This window comes from Pseudomonas sp. TH49 (assembly GCF_016650625.1).
In the GTDB taxonomy this organism is placed as follows: Bacteria; Pseudomonadota; Gammaproteobacteria; order Pseudomonadales; family Pseudomonadaceae; genus Aquipseudomonas; species Aquipseudomonas fluorescens_H.
In genome coordinates this window covers 2,023,749-2,050,098 of record NZ_JAEKFL010000001.1, presented here as the reverse complement: position 1 = coordinate 2,050,098, position 26,350 = coordinate 2,023,749, and the positions used below count along the sequence as shown (strand labels likewise).

Genomic DNA, 26,350 nt, shown 5'->3' with positions numbered 1-26,350 from the left:
AATCCCCCTGTGGGAGCGGGCTTGCTCGCGAAGGCGTCAGTCCAGACGACACGGCTTCTGGATCAGTCTTCCAGCAGTTCTTCAGCCTGACCCAGGATGTTTTCCAGGGTGAAGCCGAACTCTTCGAACAGTGCCGAAGCCGGAGCCGATTCGCCGTAGGTGGTCATGCCGATCACGCGACCTTCCAGGCCCACATACTTGAACCAGAAGTCGGCGTGAGCCGCTTCGATCGCGATACGGGCGCTGACCTGCAGCGGCAGAACCGATTGCTTGTAGCCAGCGTCCTGAGCGTCGAACACGCTGGTGCAAGGCATGGAAACCACGCGCACCTTGCGGCCCTGCTCGGTCAGTTTGTCGTAGGCCTGAACGGCCAGGCCGACTTCCGAACCGGTGGAGATCAGGATCAGCTCAGGCTCGCCTGCGCAGTCCTTCAACACGTAGCCACCGCGGCTGATGTCGGCGATCTGGCCGGCATCGCGTTCCTGGTGCTGCAGGTTCTGACGCGAGAAGATCAGCGCCGATGGGCCGTCCTTACGTTCCAGAGCGTTTTTCCAGGCCACGGCCGATTCAACGGCGTCGGCTGGACGCCAGGTGTCGAGGTTCGGTGTGGTGCGCAGGCTGGTCAGTTGCTCGATCGGCTGGTGCGTCGGGCCGTCTTCGCCCAGACCGATGGAGTCGTGGGTGTAGACATGGATCACACGCTTCTTCATCAGCGCCGACATGCGCACTGCGTTGCGCGCGTATTCCATGAACATCAGGAAGGTCGCGCCGTAAGGCACCAGGCCGCCGTGCAGGGACACGCCGTTCATGATCGCGGTCATGCCGAATTCGCGCACGCCGTAGTACATGTAGTTGCCGCTGGCATCTTCAGCGCTGACGCCTTTGCAACCTTTCCACAGGGTCAGGTTGGAACCGGCCAGGTCAGCCGAACCGCCGAGCAGCTCCGGCAGCAGTGGGCCGAAGGCGTTCAGGGTGTTCTGGCTGGCTTTACGGCTGGCGATGGTTTCGCCCTTGGCAGCCACTTCAGCAATGTAGGCCGAGGCTTTTTCAGCGAAGTCAGCTGGCAGTTCGCCGCTCAGACGACGAATCAGCTCGTTGGCTTCGGTCGGGAACGCCGCGGAGTAAGCAGCGAAACGCTGATCCCACTCGGCTTCGGCAGCGCGACCTTTTTCCTTGGCATCCCACTCGGCATAGATGTCGGCCGGGATTTCGAACGGGCCGTAGTTCCAGTTCAGCGCCTTGCGGGTCAGGGCGATTTCGGCGTCGCCCAGTGGCGCGCCGTGGCAATCTTCCTTGCCCTGCTTGTTCGGCGAACCGAAACCGATGGTGGTCTTGCAGCAGATCAGGGTCGGCAGCGGGCTCTTGCGCGCAGTTTCGATGGCGGTTTTGATCTCTTCCGGATCGTGGCCGTCGACGTTGCGGATCACCTGCCAGTTGTAGGCTTCGAAACGCTTCGGGGTGTCGTCGGTGAACCAGCCCTCGACTTCGCCGTCGATGGAGATGCCGTTGTCATCGTAGAAGGCGATCAGCTTGCCCAGGCCCAGGGTACCTGCCAGGGAAGCGACTTCGTGGGAAATGCCTTCCATCATGCAGCCATCACCGAGGAACACGTAGGTGTGGTGATCCACGATGTCGTGGCCAGGACGGTTGAACTGCGCGCCCAGCACTTTTTCTGCCAGGGCAAAGCCGACAGCGTTGGCCAGACCTTGACCCAGCGGGCCGGTGGTGGTCTCGACGCCCGGGGTGTAGCCGAATTCCGGGTGACCCGGGGTGCGGCTGTGCAGCTGACGGAACTGCTTGAGGTCGTCGATCGACAGGTCGTAACCGGTCAGGTGCAGCAGCGAGTAGATCAACATCGAGCCGTGGCCGTTGGACAGCACGAAGCGGTCACGGTCGGCGAACGATGGGTTGCTCGGGTTGTGCTTGAGGTAGTCGCGCCAAAGTACTTCGGCGATATCTGCCATACCCATGGGGGCACCGGGATGGCCGCTGTTGGCTTTTTGCACGGCATCCATGCTGAGGGCACGAATGGCGTTGGCACGCTCACGACGGCTAGGCATCGCTGATCTCCTGGGTGTGAATAATTGAAACGGAAAAAAGGAGGGCATTTTCCCTCACCGGAGCGCCTCGGGGCAATGACAGATAGTCATACGGAGGCGTTTTTCCCATGGTTAGCAGTGGATTCGCCTGGTGAAACCTTTCCGCTGTTCGTTTGTAGAGTTAACCAGCCAGTGAGAAGTGCCATCTATCGTGCAATATCAAAACTTTTTGATATTGCCCTTGCGGCGATTTCCCGCCGTCACTAGACTGCTGGCCCTATGAACTTACGCGTGCCTTCCATTCGCCATGACGACTGCGACGAGCTGGTGGCCCTGTGCAAGGCCGGTGGCGACCCGCTGCGCCTGAATGTATTGCGCGCGCTGGCCAACGATTCGTTCGGTGTACTGGAGCTGGCGCAGATTTTCGGTATCGGTCAGTCCGGCATGAGCCACCACCTGAAGGTGCTGGCCCAGGCCGATCTGGTGGCAACGCGCCGCGAAGGCAACGCGATTTTCTATCGTCGCGCCCTGCCTCACACCGAATTGCTGGGCGGTAAACTGCACGCAGCGTTGTTAGAAGAAGTCGACAACCTGGCGCTGCCAGAGGACGTGCAAGCGCGTATCGCCCAGGTTCACGGGCAACGTGAAGCGGCCAGCCAGGAATTTTTCGCTCGGGTCGCAGAGAAATTTCGCGCCCAGCAAGACTTGATCGCAGGCCTGCCGCAGTACCGCGACAGCGTGCTGGCCCTGCTCGACAAACTGAACTTCAATGGTGCTGCCACGGCCATTGAAGTCGGCCCCGGCGATGGTGCTTTTCTGCCGGAACTGGCCCGTCGCTTCGGCACCGTAACCGCGCTGGACAACAGCCCGGCGATGCTCGAACTGGCGCGTCAGGTATGTGAACGTGAACGGCTGGCTAACGTCAGCCTGCAATTGGCCGATGCATTGAATGGCTCCAGCCTTCAGGCCGATTGCGTGGTACTGAACATGGTGTTGCACCATTTCGCCGCGCCGGCCGAAGCGCTCAAGCACATGGCCGGCCTGCTGCAACCGGGCGGTAGCCTGCTCGTGACAGAGTTATGTAGCCACAACCAGAGTTGGGCCAGGGAGGCCTGCGGTGATCTGTGGTTGGGGTTTGAACAGGACGATTTGGCCCGTTGGGCCACCGCTGCGGGACTCGTTCCCGGGGACAGCCTCTATGTAGGCTTACGTAATGGTTTCCAGATCCAGGTTCGCCACTTTCAGCGACCGGCTGGCGACACTCACCATCGGTAAATTCAGGAAAACATCGAGATGAGCGAATACTCCCTCTTCACCTCCGAGTCCGTGTCCGAAGGGCATCCGGACAAAATCGCCGACCAGATTTCCGATGCGGTGCTGGACGCCATTATCGCCCAGGACAAACACGCACGCGTTGCCGTGGAAACCCTGGTCAAGACCGGCGTAGCCATCGTCGCCGGTGAAGTGACCACCAGCGCCTGGGTCGACCTGGAGCAGATCGTTCGTGACGTGATCTGCGACATCGGCTACACCAGCTCCGAAGTCGGCTTCGACGGCGCGACCTGCGGCGTGATGAACATCATCGGCAAGCAGTCCCCAGACATCAACCAGGGTGTTGACCGTGCCAAGCCCGAAGACCAGGGCGCCGGCGACCAGGGCCTGATGTTCGGCTACGCCAGCAACGAAACCGACGTTTTGATGCCGGCTCCGATCACCTTCTCGCACCAGCTGGTGCAGCGTCAGGCCGAAGCCCGCAAATCGGGTCTGCTGCCGTGGCTGCGTCCAGACGCCAAGTCGCAAGTGACCTGCCGTTACGAAGGCGGCAAGGTTGTCGGTATCGACGCCGTTGTACTGTCGACCCAGCACAACCCTGAAGTGTCGTACAAAGACCTGCGCGAAGGCGTGATGGAGCTGATCGTCAAGCACGTACTGCCTGCCGAACTGCTGAGCAAGGACACCCAGTTCCACATCAACCCGACCGGCCAGTTCATCATTGGCGGCCCGGTAGGTGACTGCGGTCTGACCGGTCGCAAGATCATCGTCGACAGCTACGGCGGCATGGCCCGTCACGGCGGTGGCGCGTTCTCCGGTAAAGATCCATCGAAGGTTGACCGTTCGGCTGCCTACGCTGGCCGTTACGTGGCCAAGAACATCGTCGCGGCCGGCCTGGCCGAGCGTTGCGAGATCCAGGTGTCCTACGCCATCGGTGTCGCTCAACCGACTTCGATCTCGCTGAACACCTTCGGTACCGGCAAGATCAGCGATGACAAGATCATCAAACTGGTGCGTGAAGTGTTCGACCTGCGTCCATACGCGATCACCACCATGCTCGATCTGCTGCACCCGATGTACAAGGAAACTGCAGCCTACGGCCACTTCGGTCGTGCTCCGCAGACCAAGACGGTTGGCGAAGACACCTTCACCACCTTCACCTGGGAAAAAACCGACCGCGCCGACGCTCTGCGTTCTGCCGCTGGTCTGTAAGCCCTCCCCGGCTGCACAAAAAGCCCCGCACGGTTGCGCCGTGCGGGGCTTTTTCATGCCTGAAATACCATTCCAATATCAATCAAGAACCCTGTGGGAGCGGGCTTGCTCGCGAAGAGGCCAATGCTGGCGACCCGAGTTTGGGCATGGAAACACGATGCAAAACACCCACCCGGTGCCTCTCTGAATCCTCGCCTAGCCTTGAAGCACTCCCCCTGAGCAAGGACGCTCAAAATGCTTGCCACGCTGCGCCTGTTTTCATTTGTTCTACTGAGTTTCACCCCTCTGATCGCCTATGCAGCCTGCCCGGACTGGTCAGCCAGCAAGGCGCAAATTGAAGTCTCGGCCCTGCAAAAGCAGATCGATCAATGGGACGACGCCTACCACCGCGAAGGCCGCTCGCTGATTGCCGACGAGCTCTACGATCAATCGCGCCTGCGACTCAACGAATGGCGCCAGTGCTTCGCGCGGCACTCGGCGCCCGCCCCTTTGCGCACAGCATCAGGCTCCGTCGCGCACCCGGTCGCCCACACTGGCCTGGACAAGATTCACGAGGCATCGGCCATTGAAACCTGGCTGCGGGATCGAAAGGATGTCTGGGTACAACCCAAAGTGGATGGCGTTGCCGTGACGCTGATCTATAGCGGTGGCGTCTTGCGGCAGGCGATCAGTCGCGGCGACGGGGTCAACGGTCATGACTGGACTCCTTCCGCGCAGAAGATCAGCGCCATTCCCCAACGCTTGACACGCCCGGTGGATCTGCTGGTTCAGGGCGAACTCTATTGGCGCCTGGACAAGCATGTTCAGGCCAGTTCCGGCAGCGTCAACGCCCGTGCGACCGTTGCCGGCCTGATGGCGCGCAAAACCTTGAGTGCCGAACAAGCGGCCGGGGTCGGCCTGTTCGTCTGGGACTGGCCGCAAGGGCCGATCGAACTGCCGGATCGAATTTCCATGCTGGCGACATTGGGCTTCGCCACGACCGCACCTTACAGCCAGCCGATCAGCCATTTCGCCGAGGCTCAGACATGGCGCGAACACTGGTATCGCTCACCCCTGCCGTTCGCCACGGACGGGATCGTTCTGCGCCAAAGCCAGAGGCCTCCCGCCGAACGCTGGCAGGCGCGCTCGCCCTACTGGGCCATCGCCTGGAAATACCCGTTCGCCCTGGCCTTGGCGCAGGTGCGCAAAGTCAATTTCAAAGTTGGTCGCACCGGGCGTATCACCCCCGTTCTGGAACTGAAGCCCGTTGCCCTTGATGACCGTCAGATCAAACGTGTCAGCGTCAGCTCGCTGAAGCGCTGGCAGGAACTGGACATCCGTCCCGGCGATCAGGTTGCCATCAGCCTGGCCGGACTGACCATTCCGCGACTCGACAGTGTGGTGCTGCGCAGTGTCGAACGCGTCGATCTGGAGATCCCCGACGCCCGCGACTTTCATGCCCTGAGCTGCTGGCAACCGACGCCGGAATGCAAAAGCCAGTTTCTCGCTCGACTGACCTGGCTCAGTGGCAAACAAGGACTGGCGCTGCAGAATGTCGGGCGCGGCACCTGGGAGAAACTTCTGGAAACAGGCCGCCTGAACAACCTGCTGGATTGGTTGACCCTTGATGAGCCAGAGCTTGCTAACATTGCCGGCTTCGGCGAGCGCAGCAGCGCACGCCTGATCAACAGCTTTCACAGCGCCCGGCAACGGCCGTTCGCCCAGTGGCTCAAAGCGTTGGGCATGCCGCCGACAGGTCAGGCCCGACTGGCCGACTCGTGGCAGGCGCTGGCGCAACGCGACACCGAACAATGGCAGGCACAAGCCGGAATCGGCCCAGGCCGCGCGGCGCAATTGAGCGCATTCTTCCGCGACCCGCAGGTGCTGGCCCTGAGTGAAACATTACGCGCCGCCGGAATCGACGGTTTCTGATCACGCAATCCCCCGGCAGCCGGGAACCCAAGGGCCGTCAGACGCTCAAACAGCGCAGTGCCCCCGACCCGACTGCCTTTGCACATGGAGCTTTTATGAAATTTCTTGCACCGCTCGCCTTGCTGACTCTCTGTGGCGTCCTGGCCGCGCCTGTGATGGCCGACGAAGATGCACCGGGCCTGACCGGTTGCGCCGCCAAGAAGCAGGGCATCATCAATCAGCTCGAACAGGCCAAGTCCCGGGGCAACACCGATCAGCAGGCCGGCCTGCAAACCGCCCTGGATGAAGTGACGAAGAACTGCACCGATGCCGGCCTGAAGAAAGAACGCGAAAACAAGGTGCTGGAAGCCAAGCACGAAGTGAGCAAGCGCCAGGCCGATCTCGACAAGGCCATGAAGAAAGGCGATCCGGAGAAGATCGACAAGCGCAAGAACAAGCTCGCCGAGTCGCGCAAAGAACTGCAGGACGCGCTGGACCAGATCGACAAGTAACCCGTATTGAAGGCGATGTCCTGTGGCGAGGGAGCTTGCTCCCGCTCGGCGGCGCAGCCGTCGTAAACCCATTCAATCGAGTTGAGTCTGTTACAGCGCGGTTGAATGGGGTGGGGCCGCTTCGCGGCCCAGCGGGAGCAAGCTCCCTCGCCACAGGTTTCCAGCAGTCTCAGACAATCAATGATCCCGAAACTCTTTATGGCAAGCGCTGCAGGCATCTTCAACCTTCTGCACCGCCGGCCCGAGGTTACTGGCCTTGTACGGCTGAACCTTGCTGGCGGTCACCAGCTCACCGGTGGCGGCCTCGAGGTTGCGGGCCAGTTCCTGAAAGCGTGCCTGACGCGACCAGACATCGTCCTTGGCGCTGGTGTGATCTTCTTCACGCACCTGCGGGAAATGCTTCCACGGCTCATGGGACAGCGCGTCGAGTTTCACTGCACCCTCGGTGAATTTCGGCCCGTCGAACGGAATGCGTCCGCGCAACATGCCGCCCAGGTCTTCGCCGGTCTTGAGCATCTGCTTGAAGATCGCCTTACGTTGCCCCAGCGGAGAATTCGGATCGACACCGCCACAGGCGGACAAGGTCAGACAGGCCAGCAATACAACAGAAATTCTTTTAAGAGTCATGGTGGCTTCAAGTCACGGAATTCGGCGGCCAGTATCCTCGCGTCGCCGACAAACACCAATAGCCCTATTAAAAATACGGGTTGCCCGAGCGCATGGAGCACTTGGGCAACCGGCACAGGAATCACTCCATGAACAGCCGTTTCAAGGCCTGGCGTCACCCACTGATCGCAACCCTGCCGCTGCTGGCAATCCTTGCCGGCTGTACGGGCGGCGACAATGCCAAACCAAAAACCCACGCCTTGGCCACTTATTCCAGCACCACCTGGGAAGCCCTGCCGGCGGTATCCGACAGCGATCTGGTGGCCGGTTTCGGCTCGTGGCGCAGCGCCTGCACCCGACTCAAGGCCGACCCGGTCTGGGGCGGCACCTGCGCCGCAGCGGCCAACGTGCCGCCGAGCGCCAACGAGATCCGCGCGTTCCTCAAGCAGAACCTCGATGTGTTCGGCCTGCGCGCCGAGCATGACAACCCGAACGGTCTGATCACCGGTTACTACGAACCGGTCTACCCCGGCAGCCTGACGCCCACCGACGTAGCCAACGTGCCGGTGTATGGCGTGCCGGAAGACATGATCATCGTCTCGCTGGACAGTATTTATCCGGAACTCAAGGGCAAGCGCTTGCGCGGCCGCCTTGAAGGTCGGGTGCTCAAGCCTTACGACGACGCGGCGACCATTGAATCCAAAGGCGTAAAAGCGCCGGTGGTGGCGTACCTCACCGACCCGATGAACCTGCAGTTTTTGCAGATCCAGGGCTCGGGGCGGATTCAGACGCCGGATGGCAAGCAACTGCGCATCGCCTACGCCGACCAGAACGGCCACCCGTACCGACCGATCGGCCGCTGGCTGGTGGAACAGGGCGAGTTGAAGAAAGAAGACGTGACCATGAGCGCGATCAGCAACTGGGCCAAGGCCAACCCGTCGCGCATCCCGGAACTGCTGGGCAGCAACCCGAGCTACGTGTTCTTCACCCGTAACCCGGACAGCAACGAAGGTCCGCGCGGTTCGCTCAATGTGCCGCTGACCGCCGGCTACAGCGCAGCGGTGGATCGCAAGGTGATTCCGCTGGGCAGCCTGCTGTGGCTGTCGACCACCCGCCCGGATGGCACCGCTTTGGTTCGCCCGGTCGCGGCGCAGGACACTGGCGGCGCGATTGCCGGGGAGGTGCGCGCAGACTTGTTCTGGGGCACGGGCGACGCCGCCGGGCAGTTAGCCGGGGACATGAAGCAGCAGGGGCAGATCTGGATGCTCTGGCCTAAAGGTGCGGCGTTGCCGCAAGTACCGCAGGTGGCCGATACGGTTAAGGACAAACCTTAAGCGCCTCGGCGCCAGAGCTACCGCCTTCGCGGGCAAGCCCGCTCCCACAGGGTTCTTTGGTGTACACAGGATTTGTGCTCGCCATTGATACCTGTGGGAGCGGGCTTGCTCGCGAAGAGGCCAGCTGCAACACCCGAGATTCAGACCGACACAAAGAAGAACGCGGCAATCAGCCCCATCCCGACAAACCATACCAGCGACCGCAGAATCGCCCAGTCCGCCAGATAGCAGATGATGTACAGCAGGCGACTGGTGATGAACATCACCGCCAGCACATTCACCGTCACCAACTGCGCCGTGCCCACCAGATGCGCAACGATCACCGCTGCCGCAAACGCCGGCATCACCTCGAAACTGTTCAACTGCGCCGCATGCGCCCGTCGGGCCACGCCGTTCAGACTTTCGAGAAAGTCCCGGGGATCATGGTTGTCCTGAAGCCTGAAACCGCCGCTGGCCTTGGCCACGATCGTGCACACATACGGCAGGAAAATCGCGATCAATACGCACCACAGAGCCACCGTCATAAAGCCGTCCTTCTTCGAGTGATAGAGAATTGCGGGCCGTCAGAACTTCATCACCAGCATGCCGATCAGCACCAGCCCACAGGCTAAGAGCCGCGGTCTGCCGAAAGGTTCTTTCAGGTAACGCATGCCGAACAGCACCACCAGAATCACGCTGATCTCGCGCAACGCCGCCGCTTCGGCAATCGAGCCCAACTGCATCGCCCACAGCACCAGAGCGTAGCTGAACAACACGCAGAACCCGACCGCCAGCCCCAGCTTCCACTGCTCGCGCCAGAACACCATAAACGCCGGGCGTTTCGCCACCCATGCCAGCAACGGAAACGGCCAGGCGCTGAGCAACGTGACCCAGACCAGGTAATCCAGTGGATGCGACCAGCGCCGCAAGGCCTGGCCATCGATGTAGGTGTAGCAGCCGATGCACAACCCGATCAGCGCCACCACCGGCAGCATCGACCACGGCAGATGCTTCCCGCCGCCGCCCTGCCAGAGCAGGCAGGCCATGCCCAGCGGAATCAGCATGATCCCGAAGATCTGCTGCGCGGTAAGCACTTCGCCGGCGAAGATCAGGGTCAACGCCAGCACCACCAGCGGCGACAAGCCGCGCATCAGCGGATAGACCAACCCGAGGTCGCCGACCCGATAGGCTTGAATCAGCAAATAGCGATACAGCAACTCGAACGCTGCCGAAGCCAGAATCCACGGCCAGATTTCCGCCGGCGGCAGGCTGATGAATGGAAATGCGAGGGCGACAAACAGCAGCGCCACCGTGTCCATGCACGCCACTACCAGCAGCCGTTCGGCGCTGAACTTGATCAGGGTATTCCACGTCGCATGCAACAGCGCCGCCATCAACACCAGAACTGTCGCCAGCACGTTCCACTCCTTGATTTTTATTGTTGACCCTACACCAATGTGCGCGGCCGACCAACCGAGGGGACATAGTTGTGTCCCCACCCCGAATCAGCCCATCCAACCTTTGCACCGAAGAATCGGGGCGCTGTCTTTCCAACCCCATCCAAAGGAGCCCGGATGCTTGAACTCGTAGCCGCATTCATCTGCCTCACCACCCTTCTCACCTTCGTCAACTACCGCTTCATCGGCCTGCCGCCGACCATCGGCGTGATGGTCACCGCGCTGATGTTCTCCCTGTTGCTGCAAGGCCTGAGCCTGCTCGGCTATCCCGGCCTCGAAGAACGCGTACAGCAACTGATCGGCCAGATCGACTTCGGCGATCTGCTGATGAACTGGATGCTGTCGTTTCTGCTGTTCGCCGGCGCCCTGCACGTCAACCTCAACGACCTGCGCAGCTATCGCTGGCCGATCGGCCTGCTGGCCACTTTCGGCGTGCTGATTGCGACCGTCGTGATCGGTAGCCTCGCCTATTACATTTTTGCCCTGTTCGGCTGGCACGTGAGCTTCCTCTACTGCCTGCTGTTCGGCGCGCTGATTTCGCCTACAGACCCGATCGCAGTGCTCGGCGTACTGCGTACCGCCAATGCTTCGAAACCGCTGAAAACCACCATCGTCGGCGAGTCGCTGTTCAACGACGGCACTGCGGTGGTGGTGTTCACCGTGCTGCTGGGCATCGCCCAACTGGGTGAGACGCCGACCCTCAGCGCCACGGCCATGCTGTTCGTGCACGAAGCCATTGGCGGTGTGCTGTTCGGCGGGCTGATCGGTTATGGGGTGTACCGGATGATCAAGAGCGTCCAGCAGCATCAGATCACGGTGATGCTGACCCTGGCGCTGGTGATCGGCGGTTCGGCGATGGCCACCGAGCTGCACGTCTCGGCACCGATTGCGATGGTGGTCGCCGGTCTGATCATCGGTAACCTGGGACGCAACCTGGCGATGAACGACATGACGCGCAAGTACCTCGACGGCTTCTGGGAGCTGCTCGATGACATGCTCAACGCTCTGCTGTTCGCGCTGATCGGCATGGAGCTGTTGCTGCTGCCGTTCAACTGGGCGCACGTGGCGGCGGCCAGTCTGCTGGCGCTGGCGATTCTGCTGTCGCGCCTGCTTACCGTGGCTCCGGCCATCGTTCTGCTGCGCCGTTGGCGCACGGTGCCGCGCGGCACCATCCGCATCCTGACCTGGGGCGGTTTGCGCGGTGGTGTCTCGGTGGCACTGGCGCTGGCCCTGCCGCTGGGCCCGGAGCGCGATCTGCTGCTGAGCATCACCTACATCGTGGTGCTGTCGTCGATCCTGTTGCAGGGTCTGACCATCGGCAAACTGGTCAAGCACGCCACCCGTGACGAGCCGGCCACAGCGGCCGAGCCCGCGCACCACTGATCATTTTCTGATCTGCTGCGGGTCAGGCTTCTCGGCCTGATCCGCAGACCCTTTGCCTGTTTCTTTCGGCGCGCCGCTCTCGCTGCGGATCTGCGCATGGCTGATCAGGGCGAAGATGAAACTGCCGCCGATGATGTTCCCCGCCAGCGTCGGCCCGGCAAACACCATCCAGAAATCACTCCACGGCAGCTCGCCGGCAAACACCAGATACGACACTTCCGCCGAACCGACCACGATGTGGGTGAAGTCGCCCAGCGCCATCAAGTAGGTGATGAGGATGATGATCCACATCTTCGCGCTCTCCATGGACGGGATCATCCAGACCATGGTGGCGATCATCCAGCCGGAAACGATGCCTTTGGCGAACATCTGACTGGCGTGGTTCTCCATGACCTTGCGGCCGATTTCAAGGAAGGCGTGATCGGTCTTGGCGTCGAAGATCGGCAGCTCGAGCATCACGTACGCCACCAGAATCGTCCCGCACAAATTGCCGAACAGGACCACGCCCCACAGGCGGATCAGCCGGCCGAAATTGGCCAGGGTCGGTTTGCTCATCACCGGGAGGACGGCGGTCAGGGTGTTTTCGGTGAACAGTTGCTGGCGGGCGAGGATCACCGCGAGGAAACCGGCGCAGTAGCCGAAACTGGCGATCACCTTGAATTCCTCGCCCTCGGGCAGACGCGAATTGAGCAGGCCCATACCCATCAGCGACAGGCCCATGGTCAGCCCGGCGGCGAGCGCCGACCACCACAGCGCGGCGATGCTGCGCTCCAGTTCCTGATCGCCTTGAGTGCGGATGATTTCATGCAGAACCGCCGCGCGGGGCGGCTGGTTTTTCTCGACTTCGTGTTGTTCATCGGTCGAGAGGTTGGGGGTCTTGCCGTCTGTAGGCGTGGTCATGGCGTGGGAACCGGGTGGGGGGCTTTTAGCTACGACCCCTGCGGTTCATGGCTGTTCAGTGGCCAGATGATTCTTCGCTGACTGAACAACCGCATTCGCGAGCAGGCTCGCTCCCACAGGTACAACGCAATCCATGTGGGAGCGAGCCTGCTCGCGATGAAGCCACAGCCAATGTCACTTGGTAACGAGCTCATCTTCCTTGAACTGGTCTTTGACGTACTTGATCTCGGTCCGTCCGTGCGGGGCTGGCAAACCATCTTCGCCGAGGTTGACGAACACCATCTTCTCGACCGTGAGGATGCTCTTGCGGGTGATCTTGTTACGCACTTCGCAGGTCAGGGTGATCGAGGTGCGGCCGAACTCGGTGGCGGTGATGCCCAGCTCGATGATGTCGCCCTGGCGCGAGGCGCTGACGAAGTTGATCTCAGAAATGTACTTGGTCACCACGCGCTGATTGCCCAACTGGACGATGGCGTAGATCGCCGCCTCTTCGTCGATCCAGCGCAGCAGGCTGCCGCCGAACAGGGTGCCATTGGGGTTGAGGTCTTCGGGTTTTACCCATTTGCGGGTGTGGAAATTCATGTTCACTCCTGAGCGTTTGCCGAAAGATGGCGCCATCTTGGCAGACCGGACGGTCATGCTCCATGAGCCTTCTACTATGGTCGCTATTAGCGATCTTCATTTGGCCGACAGAAACCCTTTGGAAGATCAGTCTAGACGGCTATAATCGCCCCCGTTTCAAAACGGTAACGTTCACCTGCTACCGTTTTCCCGCCACCTGTCCGAGGGGCGCTGCAGCAGGATCAACCTGTCAGGCTCGGATGGGGCGTTGACTGGCCACGGCCGGACACTAAACGCACAACGGCGCCCATTCGCATACATTACGAATGGAGGCTCTTCATGAGCGCTGTTATCACGCCTGCAGATTTTAACGATTACAAAGTTGCCGATATGTCCCTGGCCGCCTGGGGCCGTCGCGAAACCATCATCGCCGAATCGGAAATGCCGGCTCTGATGGGTCTGCGCCGCAAGTACGCCTCCGAGCAGCCGCTCAAGGGCGCGAAAATCCTCGGCTGCATCCACATGACCATTCAGACTGCCGTGCTGATCGAAACCCTGGTTGCCCTGGGTGCCGAAGTACGCTGGTCGTCCTGCAACATTTTCTCGACTCAGGATCAGGCCGCTGCGTCCATCGCTGCCGCCGGCATCCCGGTTTTCGCCTGGAAAGGCGAGACTGAAGAAGAGTACGAGTGGTGCCTGGAGCAGACCATCCTGAAGGATGGCCAGCCATGGGACGCCAACATGATCCTCGACGACGGCGGCGACCTGACTCAGCTGCTGCACGACAAGTACCCACAGGTGCTGGACCGCGTTCACGGCGTGACCGAAGAAACTACCACCGGCGTTCACCGCCTGCTGGACATGCTGGCCAAGGGCGAGCTGAAGATCCCTGCGATCAACGTCAACGACTCGGTGACCAAGTCCAAGAACGACAACAAGTATGGCTGCCGTCACAGCCTGAACGATGCGATCAAGCGCGGTACCGACCACCTGCTGTCCGGCAAGCAAGCGCTGGTCATCGGTTACGGTGACGTGGGCAAGGGTTCGGCCCAGTCCCTGCGTCAGGAAGGCATGATCGTCAAGGTTTCCGAAGTTGACCCGATCTGCGCCATGCAGGCCTGCATGGACGGTTTCGAACTGGTTTCGCCGTTCATCGACGGTATCAACGACGGCACCGAAGCAAGCATCGACAAAGCGCTGCTGGGCAAGATCGACCTGATCGTGACCACCACCGGTAACGTCAATGTTTGCGATGCGAACATGCTCAAAGCCCTGAAGAAGCGCGCCGTTGTCTGCAACATCGGGCACTTCGACAACGAAATCGACACCGCTTTCATGCGCAAGAACTGGGCATGGGAAGAAGTGAAGCCACAGGTCCACAAGATCCACCGTACCGGCCCGGGCGCTTTCGACGCACAGAACGACGACTACCTGATCCTGCTGGCCGAAGGCCGTCTGGTGAACCTGGGCAACGCCACCGGTCACCCGAGCCGCATCATGGACGGTTCGTTCGCCAACCAGGTACTGGCGCAGATCTTCCTGTTCGGCCAGAAGTACGCCGACCTGTCGCCAGCCGAGAAAGCCAAGCGTCTGACCGTTGAAGTACTGCCGAAGAAACTCGACGAAGAAGTGGCCCTGGAAATGGTTCGCGGCTTCGGCGGCGTGGTCACTCAACTGACCAAGCAACAGGCTGACTACATCGGCGTCACCGTCGAAGGCCCGTTCAAGCCGCACGCTTACCGCTACTGATTGACGCGGCGGCCTGCTCTCCCTGTGGGAGCGGGCTTGCTCGCGAAAGCGGTCTGTCATTCAGCATTGATGTTGCCTGACCCGCCGCTTTCGCGAGCAAGCCCGCTCCCACATGGGCGGTGCAAGCCTCACAGGCTTCGTGTTTCCAAGGGTATTTCCCATGTCCCAAGACCGTCGCTACAGCTTCGAGTTCTTCCCGACCAAGACCGATGCTGGGCATGAAAAGCTGCTCAACGTTGCCCGCCAGTTGGCAACGTACAATCCCGATTTCTTCTCCTGCACTTATGGCGCTGGTGGTTCGACCCGTGATCGCACCCTCAACACCGTTCTGCAGCTGGAAAGCGAAGTCAAAGTACCGGCCGCACCGCACCTGTCGTGCGTCGGCGACAGCAAGGACGACCTGCGCGGCCTGCTGAACGAATACAAGGCTGCCGGTATCAAGCGCATCGTTGCCCTGCGCGGCGACCTGCCGTCCGGCATGGGCATGACCAGCGGCGAGCTGCGTCACGCCAATGAACTGGTTGAATTCATTCGTGAAGAAACCGGCGATCATTTCCACATCGAAGTTGCCGCTTACCCGGAGATGCATCCGCAAGCGCGCAATTACGAAGACGATCTCGCCAACTTCGTGCGCAAGGCCCGCGCCGGCGCCGACAGCGCGATCACCCAGTACTTCTTCAACGCCGACAGCTACTTCTACTTCGTCGATCGCTTGCAGGCACTGGGCGTGGATATTCCGGTGGTACCGGGGATCATGCCGATCACCAACTACAGCAAACTCGCGCGCTTCTCCGATGCCTGCGGTGCGGAAATCCCGCGCTGGATCCGCAAGCAGCTGGAAGCCTACGGCGATGACAGCCAAAGCATTCAGCGCTTCGGCGAGCAAGTTGTCAGCGAAATGTGCGAACGCCTGCTGCAGGGTGGCGCACCGGGGCTGCACTTCTATTCCATGAACCAGGCTGAACCTAGTCTGGCGATCTGGAATAACTTGAAGTTGCCGCGTTGAAACAGCTGCAAGCTTCAAGCTGAAAGCAACAAGCAAGATCAAAAGATCGCAGCCTTCGGCAGCTCCTACGGGTGTAATCAATACCCATGCAGGAGCTGCCGAAGGCTGCGATTTTTTGCTTTTGAATCCCCGAATTAGAGCTTGTGCAGGCACTTTCTGGCTCTTTCGCGTTTCTCGTCGTAATCTCAAGTCATGCCTTTGATCGCGCAACTATTCACGGTACTGGTTTTTGCTTGCCTGAGCTTTGCCGCTCGGGGCGAGAAGTTGCGTATTGTCACCGAGCCGTGGGCCCCTTACGTGTATGAGGAGGACGGCAAGAACCTCGGGCTGGACTACGAAACCACCGCCATCGTGTTCAAGCGTCTGGGAATCGAAGTCGAATGGCAGTTCCTGCCGTGGAAACGCTGCCTGTCGATGCTCGAGACCGGCCAGGCTGACGGCGCGCTGGATATCTTTCACAGCGACGAGCGCGACGCCACCCTGCTCTATCCGAGTGAACCGTTGTCGGACGTCGAGTTCGTGATGTTCTATGCCAACGACCGGCCACACCCCTTCAGCAAGCTCGAAGAACTCAAAGGCCTGACCATCGGCACTTCGCCGGGCTATCTGTACAGCCCGGACTTCAGCGAATCGACATTATTCACCCGCGAGCCGGCACCGACCCACGAGGCCAACTTCGGCAAACTGCTGCGCGGACGCATCGACTTGTTGATCACCGATCGCCGCGTCGGTCAGCATTTGCTCGATCAGCTGAATATTCGCGATCAGATCAGCGAAAACCCGACGATCATCAGCCGTCAGAGCCAATATCTGGCCGTTCGACGCAATGCCGGGATGGATCTGCTGGTGCAGCGCTTTGGCGCTGAACTCAAACGATTCAAGCGTGAACCGGCCTACGCCGAGCTCAGCGCACGCTACGGCGCAGCCCCGGTCGACGCCGCTCCGCTGAGCAACGCCTCGGCCAGCCGCAAAACCGTTGAGCAGCAGGAAAGCAGCGCGCAGTGATTGCTCTGTTATACTCCGGCGTTCCCGCCAGGCTCACGCCCGGACGCCCGGAACCGTAACAGGCCTCTCGACCCGCTACAGCGCAGCTTTCAGCCCGCGCGAGCGCTCCTGACGTGCCTTCGGAACCGCAGCAGGACCGGACGGGATTGCGTCCTCTTAAACGTGATTCGCGCCAGGCAAGACTCCCATTGGGCCAAGCCCTAACTAAAACAGGATTACTCATGTCCTTTGCTTCCCTCGGTCTCTCCGAGGCTTTAGTCCGTGCCATCGAAGATGCGGGCTATACCGAGCCTACTCCGGTGCAACAGCGGGCCATTCCCGCCGTGTTGCAAGGTCGCGACCTGATGGTTGCGGCACAGACAGGTACCGGTAAAACCGGCGGTTTCGCCCTTCCGATCCTGGAGCGGTTGTTCCCCAACGGTCACCCGGACAAATCCCAGCGTCATGGCCCGCGCCAACCGCGCGTTCTGGTCCTGACCCCGACCCGCGAACTCGCGGCCCAGGTACACGAGAGCTTCAAGATCTACGCCCGTGACCTGAAATTCGTCAGCGCCTGCATCTTCGGCGGCGTCGGCATGAACCCGCAAGTCCAGGCCATGTCCCGTGGGGTTGACGTACTCGTCGCCTGCCCGGGTCGTCTGCTCGACCTCGCAGGCCAAGGCAGCGTCGATCTGTCCCACGTCGAAATCCTCGTCCTCGACGAAGCCGACCGCATGCTCGACATGGGCTTCGTCCACGACGTGAAGAAAGTCCTCGCGCGTCTGCCGGCCAAGCGCCAGAACCTGCTGTTCTCGGCGACGTTCTCCAAAGACATCACCGATCTTGCCGGCAAGCTGCTACACAACCCGGAACGCATCGAAGTGACGCCGCCGAACACCACGGTCGAGCGCATCGAACAACGCGTGTTCCGTCTGCCGGCCAGCCACAAGCGTGCCCTGCTGGCGCACCTGATCACCGCTGGCGCCTGGGAACAGGTACTGGTGTTCACCCGTACCAAGCACGGCGCCAACCGTCTGGCCGAGTACCTGGACAAACACGGCCTGCCAGCTGTGGCGATCCACGGCAACAAGAGCCAGAACGCCCGCACCAAAGCCCTGGCCGACTTCAAGGCCGGTGAAGTGCGCATTCTGGTAGCGACCGACATCGCTGCTCGCGGTCTGGACATCGACCAGTTGCCGCACGTGGTCAACTTCGAACTGCCGAACGTCGATGAAGACTACGTGCACCGTATCGGCCGTACTGGCCGTGCCGGTCGTTCGGGCGAGGCGATCTCGCTGGTGGCCCCGGACGAAGAAAAACTGCTGAAAAGCATCGAACGCATGACCAAGCAGAAAATCGCCGACGGCGACCTGATGGGCTTCGATGCCAGCACCATCGAGGCCGAGAAGCCTGAAGTGCGCGAGCGTCCGGACATGCGCAACCCGCGCAACGCCCGTGGCCCACGTGGCGATGGTCCGAATGGCGGCGGTGGTGGCGGCGGTCGCAAGGACAAAGGCAAAGACAAGGGCAAGGAAAAACCGGCCGGCGAACGCGGCGAGCGCCCTGCCCGTCAGCAGAAACCACGTGAAGGCACCCCGGCCCGCGAACAGCGTCCGAGCCAGCCACCACGTGCGGCGGCTGATCGTGCACCGGACGAGTTCCTCGACGACGATATCGATAACTTCGGTAACCGCGTGGATTACGTGCCGAAAGCCGCCCCTGCCGGTGGCCGTGGCCGTCGTCCGGGTGCGCCGGCACAAGGTGCAGGCGCTGGCGCCCCTCGTGGCGGGCAGCCGCAAGGTCGCCAGAACAATCCGCGCAACAGCAACGGTTCGAGCACCGGCACCCCGCCGGCCAAACGCAACGGCCCGCGCAACGGCGCGCCGCGTGATGGCCAGGGCCGTCGTGACGAGTCCTCGTCGCGCAACCGCCGCCCGGCTCGCGACGATCAGCCACGTACCGAGCCAGCCGTGCAGAACCCGCGCAGCAACGGGCCGAAGATCATGCACAAGGAATCGAAAGCCGACCGTTTCCCGACGCCTGAGCAGCTCGATCAACTGCCGACCCGTCCGCGCGGCGAGAAACCAGCACTGTTGACCCGCAATCGCTGAGTTATCGCTGCCATGAAAAATGCCCCGGCTCGCAAGAGTCGGGGCATTTTTTATGAACAAGCCAATATCCCTGAATCACCACATCACCTGTGGGAGCGGGCTTGCTCGCGAATGCGGTATGTCTGTAACGGAAGTATCGACTGGCCCGCCGCATTCGCGAGCAAGCCCGCTCCCACAGTGGATCTGCGGTGAGATCAGTGTTGTGAAGGGCAATAAAAAACGCCCCCAGCCTTGCGACCGGGGGCGTTTTTGCATGGCGGCGAAAATTACTTCGCTTTCACACCTTCGAACGAGATGTACAGATCGACGTTGTCGGACTGTGGACCCAGATCCATCATCTTGCCGAAATCAGAGCGCTTGATGCTGGTGGTGCCTTCAAAGCCGGCACGGTAGCCGCCCCATGGATCCTTGCCTTCGCCGAGGAACACAGCCTTGACCACGATTGGCTTGGTCACGCCGTGCAGGGTCAGGTCGCCGGTCACGTCAGCAGTGTCTTTACCCTCGGCGTTCTTGCCGGTGGATTTGACGCTGGTGGAGACGAACTTGGCGTCAGCGTATTTGCCCACGTCCAGGAAGTCTTTGCTGGAGATGTGCTTGTCGCGCTCGGCGTGGTTGGTGAACACGCTGGCGGTTTTCACGTTGAATTCGATTTTGCTGTCTTCAGGCTTGGCGGCGTCAAAGCTGAACTTGCCGTCGATGTCCTTGAAGGTTCCGGTGATGTAGCTGTAGCCCAGGTGGCTGATCTTGAAGTCGACGAAAGCGTGCTGGCCTTCCTTGTCGACAGTGTAATCAGCAGCCATCACGTTCGCGGACAGTACGGCAGAACCGATTGCCAGAGCGGCCAGAGTCTTTTTCAACATGCTTTCTTTTCCTTTGAGTCGAGGTTGAATTTCAGGCTTTGCGACCGAGCATTCGCGTCAGGGTCGCATCACGATCGATAAAGTGGTGCTTCAATGCTGCCAACGCATGGAGACCGGAAAAAATTACCAGCGCCCACGCCAGCCAGAGATGAATCACCCCAGCGGTATCTGCCTGATCCGGTAGTCCGGAAACCAGTGCAGGAACTTCAAACAGGCCAAACACCGGGATCCCGACACCGTCTGCGGTGGAAATCAGGTAACCGGCAATCATCACGGCGAACAGCGCGAGGTACAGAAACCCGTGGCCGAACCTGGCGCCGATGCGGGTCATGCGGCTGTAGCTCTGCAGCGTTGGCGGCGGCGGGCTGACAAAGCGCCAGAGCACCCGCAACACCATCACGCCCAGCAACACCAGACCGATGCTCTTGTGCAGATCCGGCGCGTCTTTGCGCCAGCTGCTGTAGTAATCCAGCCCCACCATCCACAGCCCCAACGCGAACAGTCCGAAGACCGCCAGCGCCACGCCCCAGTGCATGAAGATGCTGACCCAACCATAGCGAGAAGCAGAGTTACGTAGCTGCATTGCCCAAATCCTGTGAGAACTGCGAACCAAGACTAGCGAGTTATCTATCGAATTAAAGCGGAAAATTTTGCTTTGAAATATCGAGAAATGCGATCAAGAGTCTTGAACACATGAGTTAAGGAAAGATTAAAGGGGATTCGTTGCTGGCTCTCGAGTGTTTTTTGGCCGGCAATGACAACGCCATTTGCGTCCTCTGTCAGCCCATACAAAGTAGCTCAATCCACACAATGGGTTGTCCCGGCGCGATGCATTGCATAGGCTTGCGCGATTGTTTGCCCGCGCCTGACGCGAGCCGCCTCGAGGAGACTGTAAATGGGCCTGAATAACCAGTGGATGCAACGCGACCTCGCGGTGCTGTGGCATCCCTGCACCCAGATGAAAGACCACGAACAGCTGCCGCTGATCCCGATCAAACGCGGTGAAGGCGTCTGGCTCGAAGATTTCGAAGGCAAGCGCTACCTCGATGCCGTCAGCTCCTGGTGGGTCAACGTGTTCGGCCACGCCAATCCGCGGATCAACCAGCGCATCAAGGATCAGGTCGACCAGCTGGAACACGTGATCCTCGCCGGTTTCAGCCACCAGCCGGTGATCGAGCTGTCCGAGCGTCTGGTGAAGATGACGCCCGAAGGCCTGAACCGGGTGTTCTACGCCGATAACGGTTCGTCCTGCATCGAAGTCGCACTGAAAATGAGCTTCCACTACTGGCTCAACCGCGGCCAGCCGAACAAGAAACGCTTCGTCACCCTGACCAACAGCTACCACGGTGAAACCATGGCGGCGATGGCGGTCGGTGACGTGCCGCTGTTCACCGAAACCTACAAAGCCCTGCTGATGGACACCATCAAGGTGCCAAGCCCGGATTGCTACCTGCGCCCGCAGGGCATGAGCTGGGAAGAACACTCACGCAACATGTTTGCGGCGATGGAACAGACGCTGGCCGAAAACCATGACAGCGTCGCGGCCGTGATCGTCGAGCCGTTGATTCAGGGCGCCGGCGGCATGCGCATGTACCACCCGGTGTACCTCAAGCTGCTGCGCGAAGCCTGCGACCGCTATGGCGTGCACCTGATCCTCGACGAAATCGCCGTCGGTTTCGGCCGCACCGGCACCATGTTTGCCTGTGAACAGGCCGGCATTCGCCCGGACTTCCTCTGCCTGTCCAAGGCCCTGACCGGCGGCTACTTGCCGCTGGCGGCGTGCCTGACCACCGACGAGGTCTACAGCGCGTTCTACGACGACTACCCGACCCTGCGCGCCTTCCTCCACTCGCACAGCTACACCGGCAACCCGCTGGCCTGTGCGGCGGCGCTGGCGACCCTGGACATCTTCGAGCAGGACAACGTCATCGAGAACAACCAGGCCCTCGCCCGGCGCATGGCCTCGGCCACTGCGCATCTGGTCGATCACCCGAACGTCTCGGAAGTGCGCCAGACCGGGATGGTGCTGGCCATCGAGATGGTCAAGGATAAAGCCACGAAAGAGGCCTACCCTTGGCAGGAGCGACGTGGCCTGAAGGTGTTCCAGCATGCGCTGGAGCGCGGCGCGTTGCTGCGTCCGCTGGGCAGCGTGGTGTATTTCCTGCCGCCGTACGTGATCACCCCGGAGCAGATCGACTTCCTCGCCGAAGTCGCCAGCGAAGGCATCGACATCGCCACCCGTGACAGCGTCAGCGTGGCCGTGCCGAAGGATTTCCACCCGGGGTTCCGCGATCCGGGCTGATTAGATTTGATGGTTTGAGTAGAACCCTGTGGCGAGGGGATTCATCCCCGATGGGTGGCGAAGCCACCCCAAATCAGCAATCGCGGTGATTCAGAATGACCGCATTCTATGATTTCACGACTGCTTCGCAGCCGATCGGGGATGAATCCCCTCGCCACAAAAGCTCTGCATTTACAGCAAGTACGCGCCAATTTTCCAGAGACCCGAAATGAGACTGTCCCGCTTCTTTATCGACGCCCCCCTGAGCACCGGCGAACACGAACTGCCGGAAGCCCAGGCGCATTACATCAGCCGCGTGCTGCGCATGGCCGAGGGCGATGCGGTGCAGTTGTTCGACGGCTCCGGCCCTGAGTTTCGCGGCTCGCTGGTGGAAGTCGGCAAGAAACGCGTCGTCGTGCAGATCGACGAGCAACTGCCCGGCCAGATCGAATCGCCGTTGCAGATCCACCTCGGTCAGGGCCTGTCCCGGGGCGAGCGCATGGACTGGGCGATCCAGAAAGCCACCGAGCTGGGCGTGAGCGAAATCACCCCGATCTTCAGCGACCGCTGCGAAGTGCGGCTCAAGGACGAACGCGCCGACAAGCGCCTGCTGCACTGGCGTCAGGTGGCGATCAGCGCCTGCGAGCAGTGCGGTCGCTCGCGGGTGCCGGTGATTCACCCGCCGCTGCTGCTGGCCGACTGGCTGAAGCAGACCCAGGCCGAATTGAAACTGGTGCTGCACCCGGTGGCCGAGCCGCTGGTGAGCCATGCCAAACCGGCGACACTGGCGTTCCTGATCGGGCCGGAGGGTGGCTTGTCGGATGCCGAGGTTGAGCAGGCCAAGGGCAATGGCTTCCACGCCGCACGCCTTGGGCCGCGGGTGTTGCGTACCGAGACCGCGCCGGTGGTGGCACTGGCGGTGGCCCAGCAGTTGTGGGGTGACTTCTAGGGCCTCTTCGCGAGCAAGCCCGCTCCCACAGTAGTTCTTGGGTGTACACAGCATTTGTGTTCACTGCAAATCCACTGTCGGAGCGGGCTTGCTCGCGAATGCGGTATGTCATTCAACAAGGATGTTGGCTGACCTGACGCCATCGCGAGCAGGCTCACTCCTACAGGGGGACGGTGGCGTGTCTACAGGACATAAAACAGAATCGCCACAAAGTGCAGCAGACTCCCGGCGATCACAAACAGATGCCAGATCCCGTGCGCATGCCGCAACCGGTGATCGAGGGCAAAAAAGATGATCCCCACGGTGTACAACACCCCGCCCGACGCCAGCCAGGCAAACCCCGTCGTACCCAGCGCCGCGATCAACGGCTTGACCGCCACCAGCACGATCCAGCCCATCACCGCATAGATCACGATCGACAGGATCCGCGCCTCCGAGCGTGGCTTGATCTCCTGCAAGATGCCGATCAGCGCCAGCCCCCAGACAATCCCGAACAGCGTCCAGCCCCACGGCCCGCGCAGGGTCACCAGACAAAACGGCGTGTAGCTGCCGGCAATCAGCAGGTAGATCGAAAAGTGATCGACCTTCTGCATGATCGCTTTCTTGCGCCCGCGCACGCTGTGGTACACGGTCGAGGCGCTGTAGAGCACCAGCAAGGTAAAGGCGTAGATCGCTACGCTGACAATTTTCCACGGACTGCCGTCGAGGCTGGCAATCACCAGCATCCACACGCCGCCGATAAACGCTGCCACTGCCCCGACCAAGTGCGTCCAGGCGTTGAGTTTTTCTCCGTGATACATGTGTCACTCACCTCGTTATTCGTCACCGCAGCGCGCAAGGCTCGGGCCTTGAGCGTAAAAGCGCAATGTTTCTGTTCAAAGCCAGGCTGCGATCTTTTGCTCTTCCGGGCACAATCGGCCGACATAAAAAAGAGTCCGCGCCATGCTGATCGACGAAGAATTGACCCTGAAAAAACTCGAGGTGTTCCTCGCCTTCATGCGCACCGGCAATCTGGCGCGCGCCGCTGCCGAGTTGCAGACCAGCAATGTCAGCGTGCACCGGGCGATCCATTCGCTGGAAAGCGCCCTGCGCTGCCCGCTGTTCAAGCACGAAGGCCGCAACCTGACGCCACTGGAAAGCGCCTACGTGCTCGAAGAACGCGCGCAGAAGCTGATTCAGGACGTGGTCGAAAGCGTGCGCCTGACCCGCGAGGCCGCCGGATTCTCCGCTGAACGCTTCAAACTCGGCTCGCTGTATTCGCTGACGGTGAAAACCGTACCGCAACTGATCATGGGCCTGAAGATCCGCCGCAGCGAACTCAACATCGACCTGATTCTCGGCTCGAACATCGACCTGCTGTACAAGCTGAAGAACATGGAAGTAGACGCGATTCTGGTGTCGCTGGACGACACAGTCAGCGATCCGGACTGCGAGCAGATCCCGCTGTTCTCCGACGACATTTTCCTCGCCACGCCGGCAGATTCAAGATTCGCCCAGCGTCAGGAAGTCGATCTGGCGGAAGTGCGCGACGAAACCTTCATCACCCTGACCCAAGGCTTCGCCACCCATCAGGACGGCATCCGGGTGTTCAAGCAGGCGGGGTTCGAGCCGAAGGTGGCGATGCAGGTCAACGACATCTTCACCCTGCTGAGCATGGTCAGCTCGGGGGTCGGTTATGCGTTGCTGCCGGGAAGGATTGCAGCGGTGTACGAGAACCGCGTGAAGCTGATTCCGTTGCAGGAGAAGTACCGCTTGCAGCAGCACATTGGCGTGGTGTTTCTCAAGGCCAAGGAGCGCGATCCGAATCTGCTGGCGTTGCTGGCGGAGTGTCGGATGTATGCCAATCGCCAGGCTGGGGTTTAGATCAAGATCAAGAGCTACCCCCTCACCCCAACCCTCTCCCCCAAGGGGTAGAGGGGGAAAGGGAGCAGATCTTCATGGGTTTCAAGACCTGAGTTCGCCTCAGGACTTTCAAGTCGGCGTACCTCCAATATCCAACTCGGTCGGTTCCCTCTCCCTCCGGGCGGTCCGACGTTTCGGGAGGGCTAGGGTGAGGGGCTTTTGATCTTTAACCCACAATCCCGCGAACAATGAAGAACAACAGCGATGGCCCCAGCAAACAGCCAAGCCCAGTGTGGAACGTAGCGGTCAACGCCCCATAAGGCACCAAGCGCCGATCCGTCGCCGCCAGCCCCGCGGTCACCCCGCTCACCGTCCCGGCCAAACCGCCGAACACCATCGCCGAACGCGGGTTATCCAGGCCCATCCAGCGCGCTGCGACCGGCGTGCCGACCATCACCAGAATCGCCTTGATCAATCCGGTGGCAATCGACAGCGCCATCACATCCGAGGTCGCGCCAATCGCCGCGCCGGTCACCGGCCCGACGATGTAGGTCACCGCGCCCGCGCCGATCGTGGTCATGCTCACCGCATCGCGATACCCGAAGGCCCAGGCCATGCACGCGCCGACAATGAACGGCAGGATGGTCCCGAGCAGCAGCGCGATCACGCCGATCAACCCGGCCTTCTTCGCCTCGGTCGCCTGCACTTCGAACGCCGTGGCGACGATCGCGAAATCACGCAGCATCGCCCCGCCCATCAGGCCGATGCCGGAGAACAGCGTCAGATCCGCCAGGCCTTTCTGGCCGCCAGTCAGGGTGCCGCCGACCCAGGCCAGCACCAGACCGATGACGATGGCAATCGCCGAGCCGTGAATGCGCCCGAAGGTCAGGCGTTTCGAGAGAATCACCGAGACCCACATGATCACGCCGACGAAAGCGAACGCGGTGATCAGGCCGTTGTGTTCCAGACCGTTTTCAATGAGTGCCCACATGTCAGCGACCTCCTACCGGGGTGCCGACCGGAGTGACTTCCACCGGTTCGTCGGGCAACGGTTCGCCCTTGTGGGTGCGGCTGATCAAGGCAATCGTGCAACCACACACCACCACCGAACCGATTGCCGCGAGCACCGCCACCGGGCCACCGTGCAGGGCGGTGACGACGTTCTGTTGCGCGGCCATCGCCACCACCACCGGAATGTACATCGCGCCCCAAAAGCCGACGCCCATCTCGCAATCCTTGGTCATGCCGCCGCGCTTCTGCATCCACAACCGCGCGCAGATCAACAGGATCATGGCGATGCCAACCCCGCCGACGTTGGATTTGACGCCCAGCAACACGCCGAGCATGTCACCCATGATCACCCCTGCCAGCGTACAGATCGCCAGCAGCGCCACACCGTAAATAATCATTGTTGTAGTCCTCA

The 26,350-nt window shown here is 61.0% G+C and carries 24 protein-coding genes and 1 riboswitch; of the genes, 13 read left to right on the top strand and 11 right to left on the bottom strand.

Annotated features, from left to right (window positions below):
- Positions 1-62: 62 nt before the first annotated feature.
- Positions 63-2,060 (bottom strand): transketolase, encoded by a 1,998-nt coding sequence (tkt, locus tag JFU48_RS09300; RefSeq protein ID WP_201136375.1) that lies wholly within the window; start codon positions 2,058-2,060, stop codon positions 63-65.
- A gap of 258 nt (positions 2,061-2,318) precedes the next feature.
- Here tkt and JFU48_RS09295 point away from each other — a divergent pair, with 258 nt between their 5' ends.
- The 4 genes from JFU48_RS09295 to JFU48_RS09280 all read left to right on the top strand — a co-directional run bounded on the left by JFU48_RS09295 (position 2,319) and on the right by JFU48_RS09280 (position 6,925).
- Positions 2,319-3,314: an ArsR/SmtB family transcription factor gene (locus JFU48_RS09295; protein WP_201136374.1), complete on the top strand. Its 996-nt coding sequence runs from the start codon at positions 2,319-2,321 to the stop codon at positions 3,312-3,314.
- Between the two features lie 18 nt (positions 3,315-3,332).
- Positions 3,333-4,523 carry a methionine adenosyltransferase gene (metK, locus tag JFU48_RS09290; RefSeq protein WP_103485198.1) on the top strand — a complete coding sequence of 397 codons (1,191 nt, stop codon included), beginning with the start codon at positions 3,333-3,335 and terminating at the stop codon, positions 4,521-4,523.
- Positions 4,524-4,757: 234 nt separating this feature from the next.
- Positions 4,758-6,434, top strand: coding sequence for an NAD-dependent DNA ligase LigB (ligB, locus tag JFU48_RS09285; RefSeq protein WP_201136373.1), 1,677 nt, complete (start codon positions 4,758-4,760; stop codon positions 6,432-6,434).
- A gap of 95 nt (positions 6,435-6,529) precedes the next feature.
- A complete protein-coding gene (locus JFU48_RS09280) occupies positions 6,530-6,925 on the top strand; it encodes a DUF1090 domain-containing protein (protein WP_003229029.1) in 396 nt (131 codons plus the stop codon).
- A gap of 177 nt (positions 6,926-7,102) precedes the next feature.
- On the opposite strand, the gene JFU48_RS09275 is transcribed toward JFU48_RS09280, so the two are convergent.
- On the bottom strand, positions 7,103-7,552 hold the full coding sequence (locus JFU48_RS09275) for a c-type cytochrome (protein ID WP_003229030.1): 450 nt from the start codon (positions 7,550-7,552) through the stop codon (positions 7,103-7,105).
- 128 nt (positions 7,553-7,680) lie between these two features.
- Here JFU48_RS09275 and mltA point away from each other — a divergent pair, with 128 nt between their 5' ends.
- The gene (mltA, locus tag JFU48_RS09270; protein ID WP_003229032.1) at positions 7,681-8,865 is read left to right on the top strand and encodes a murein transglycosylase A; all 1,185 of its coding nucleotides are present in this window, start codon (positions 7,681-7,683) and stop codon (positions 8,863-8,865) included.
- 140 nt (positions 8,866-9,005) lie between these two features.
- On the opposite strand, the gene JFU48_RS09265 is transcribed toward mltA, so the two are convergent.
- The gene (locus JFU48_RS09265) at positions 9,006-9,389 is read right to left on the bottom strand and encodes an MAPEG family protein (protein ID WP_003229034.1); all 384 of its coding nucleotides are present in this window, start codon (positions 9,387-9,389) and stop codon (positions 9,006-9,008) included.
- A gap of 39 nt (positions 9,390-9,428) precedes the next feature.
- Complete coding sequence (locus tag JFU48_RS09260) at positions 9,429-10,262, bottom strand: EamA family transporter (RefSeq protein ID WP_201136372.1); 834 nt, start codon at positions 10,260-10,262, stop codon at positions 9,429-9,431.
- A 156-nt stretch (positions 10,263-10,418) separates the two neighbouring features.
- On the opposite strand from JFU48_RS09260, the gene JFU48_RS09255 reads away from it, so the two are divergent.
- Positions 10,419-11,684, top strand: a complete 1,266-nt coding sequence (locus JFU48_RS09255; RefSeq protein ID WP_201136371.1) for a cation:proton antiporter — start codon at positions 10,419-10,421, stop codon at positions 11,682-11,684.
- Here JFU48_RS09255 and JFU48_RS09250 read toward each other — a convergent pair whose 3' ends face one another.
- Together JFU48_RS09250 and JFU48_RS09245 are read right to left on the bottom strand one after the other, a co-directional pair.
- Positions 11,685-12,584 (bottom strand): formate/nitrite transporter family protein, encoded by a 900-nt coding sequence (locus tag JFU48_RS09250; RefSeq protein ID WP_003229042.1) that lies wholly within the window; start codon positions 12,582-12,584, stop codon positions 11,685-11,687. It abuts the gene before it with no gap.
- Positions 12,585-12,758: 174 nt separating this feature from the next.
- Positions 12,759-13,166: an acyl-CoA thioesterase gene (locus JFU48_RS09245; protein ID WP_003229043.1), complete on the bottom strand. Its 408-nt coding sequence runs from the start codon at positions 13,164-13,166 to the stop codon at positions 12,759-12,761.
- 196 nt (positions 13,167-13,362) lie between these two features.
- Positions 13,363-13,461, top strand: a riboswitch (S-adenosyl-L-homocysteine riboswitch).
- A gap of 23 nt (positions 13,462-13,484) precedes the next feature.
- Between JFU48_RS09245 and ahcY the strand changes: the two genes are divergently transcribed.
- The 4 genes from ahcY (at position 13,485) to JFU48_RS09225 (ending at position 18,995) form a co-directional block, all read left to right on the top strand.
- Positions 13,485-14,894 (top strand): adenosylhomocysteinase, encoded by a 1,410-nt coding sequence (gene ahcY / locus JFU48_RS09240; protein ID WP_003229045.1) that lies wholly within the window; start codon positions 13,485-13,487, stop codon positions 14,892-14,894.
- A gap of 160 nt (positions 14,895-15,054) precedes the next feature.
- Positions 15,055-15,900: a methylenetetrahydrofolate reductase [NAD(P)H] gene (metF, locus tag JFU48_RS09235; protein ID WP_003229047.1), complete on the top strand. Its 846-nt coding sequence runs from the start codon at positions 15,055-15,057 to the stop codon at positions 15,898-15,900.
- 192 nt (positions 15,901-16,092) lie between these two features.
- Positions 16,093-16,905, top strand: a complete 813-nt coding sequence (locus JFU48_RS09230) for a substrate-binding periplasmic protein (RefSeq protein ID WP_201136370.1) — start codon at positions 16,093-16,095, stop codon at positions 16,903-16,905.
- A 221-nt stretch (positions 16,906-17,126) separates the two neighbouring features.
- A complete protein-coding gene (locus JFU48_RS09225; RefSeq protein WP_201136369.1) occupies positions 17,127-18,995 on the top strand; it encodes a DEAD/DEAH box helicase in 1,869 nt (622 codons plus the stop codon).
- 266 nt (positions 18,996-19,261) lie between these two features.
- Here JFU48_RS09225 and JFU48_RS09220 read toward each other — a convergent pair whose 3' ends face one another.
- Positions 19,262-19,855, bottom strand: coding sequence for a YceI family protein (locus tag JFU48_RS09220; protein ID WP_003229053.1), 594 nt, complete (start codon positions 19,853-19,855; stop codon positions 19,262-19,264).
- A gap of 31 nt (positions 19,856-19,886) precedes the next feature.
- Positions 19,887-20,438 (bottom strand): cytochrome b, encoded by a 552-nt coding sequence (locus JFU48_RS09215; protein WP_201136368.1) that lies wholly within the window; start codon positions 20,436-20,438, stop codon positions 19,887-19,889.
- A gap of 312 nt (positions 20,439-20,750) precedes the next feature.
- On the opposite strand from JFU48_RS09215, the gene JFU48_RS09210 reads away from it, so the two are divergent.
- Both JFU48_RS09210 and JFU48_RS09205 read left to right on the top strand, forming a co-directional pair.
- The gene (locus tag JFU48_RS09210) at positions 20,751-22,157 is read left to right on the top strand and encodes an adenosylmethionine--8-amino-7-oxononanoate transaminase (RefSeq protein ID WP_003229058.1); all 1,407 of its coding nucleotides are present in this window, start codon (positions 20,751-20,753) and stop codon (positions 22,155-22,157) included.
- Positions 22,158-22,365: 208 nt separating this feature from the next.
- Complete coding sequence (locus JFU48_RS09205; protein ID WP_201136367.1) at positions 22,366-23,085, top strand: 16S rRNA (uracil(1498)-N(3))-methyltransferase; 720 nt, start codon at positions 22,366-22,368, stop codon at positions 23,083-23,085.
- A 182-nt stretch (positions 23,086-23,267) separates the two neighbouring features.
- Here the strand turns inward: JFU48_RS09205 and trhA are convergent, their stop codons facing one another.
- The gene (trhA, locus tag JFU48_RS09200) at positions 23,268-23,885 is read right to left on the bottom strand and encodes a PAQR family membrane homeostasis protein TrhA (RefSeq protein WP_003229061.1); all 618 of its coding nucleotides are present in this window, start codon (positions 23,883-23,885) and stop codon (positions 23,268-23,270) included.
- Positions 23,886-24,027: 142 nt separating this feature from the next.
- On the opposite strand from trhA, the gene JFU48_RS09195 reads away from it, so the two are divergent.
- Entirely contained in the window at positions 24,028-24,948 is a 921-nt protein-coding gene (locus JFU48_RS09195; protein WP_045122660.1) for a LysR family transcriptional regulator, read from the top strand.
- 205 nt (positions 24,949-25,153) lie between these two features.
- Here the strand turns inward: JFU48_RS09195 and madM are convergent, their stop codons facing one another.
- A complete protein-coding gene (gene madM / locus JFU48_RS09190; protein WP_103485191.1) occupies positions 25,154-25,918 on the bottom strand; it encodes a malonate transporter subunit MadM in 765 nt (254 codons plus the stop codon).
- Position 25,919: 1 nt separating this feature from the next.
- Entirely contained in the window at positions 25,920-26,336 is a 417-nt protein-coding gene (gene madL / locus JFU48_RS09185) for a malonate transporter subunit MadL (protein ID WP_003229065.1), read from the bottom strand.
- Between the last annotated feature and the right edge of the window lie 14 nt (positions 26,337-26,350).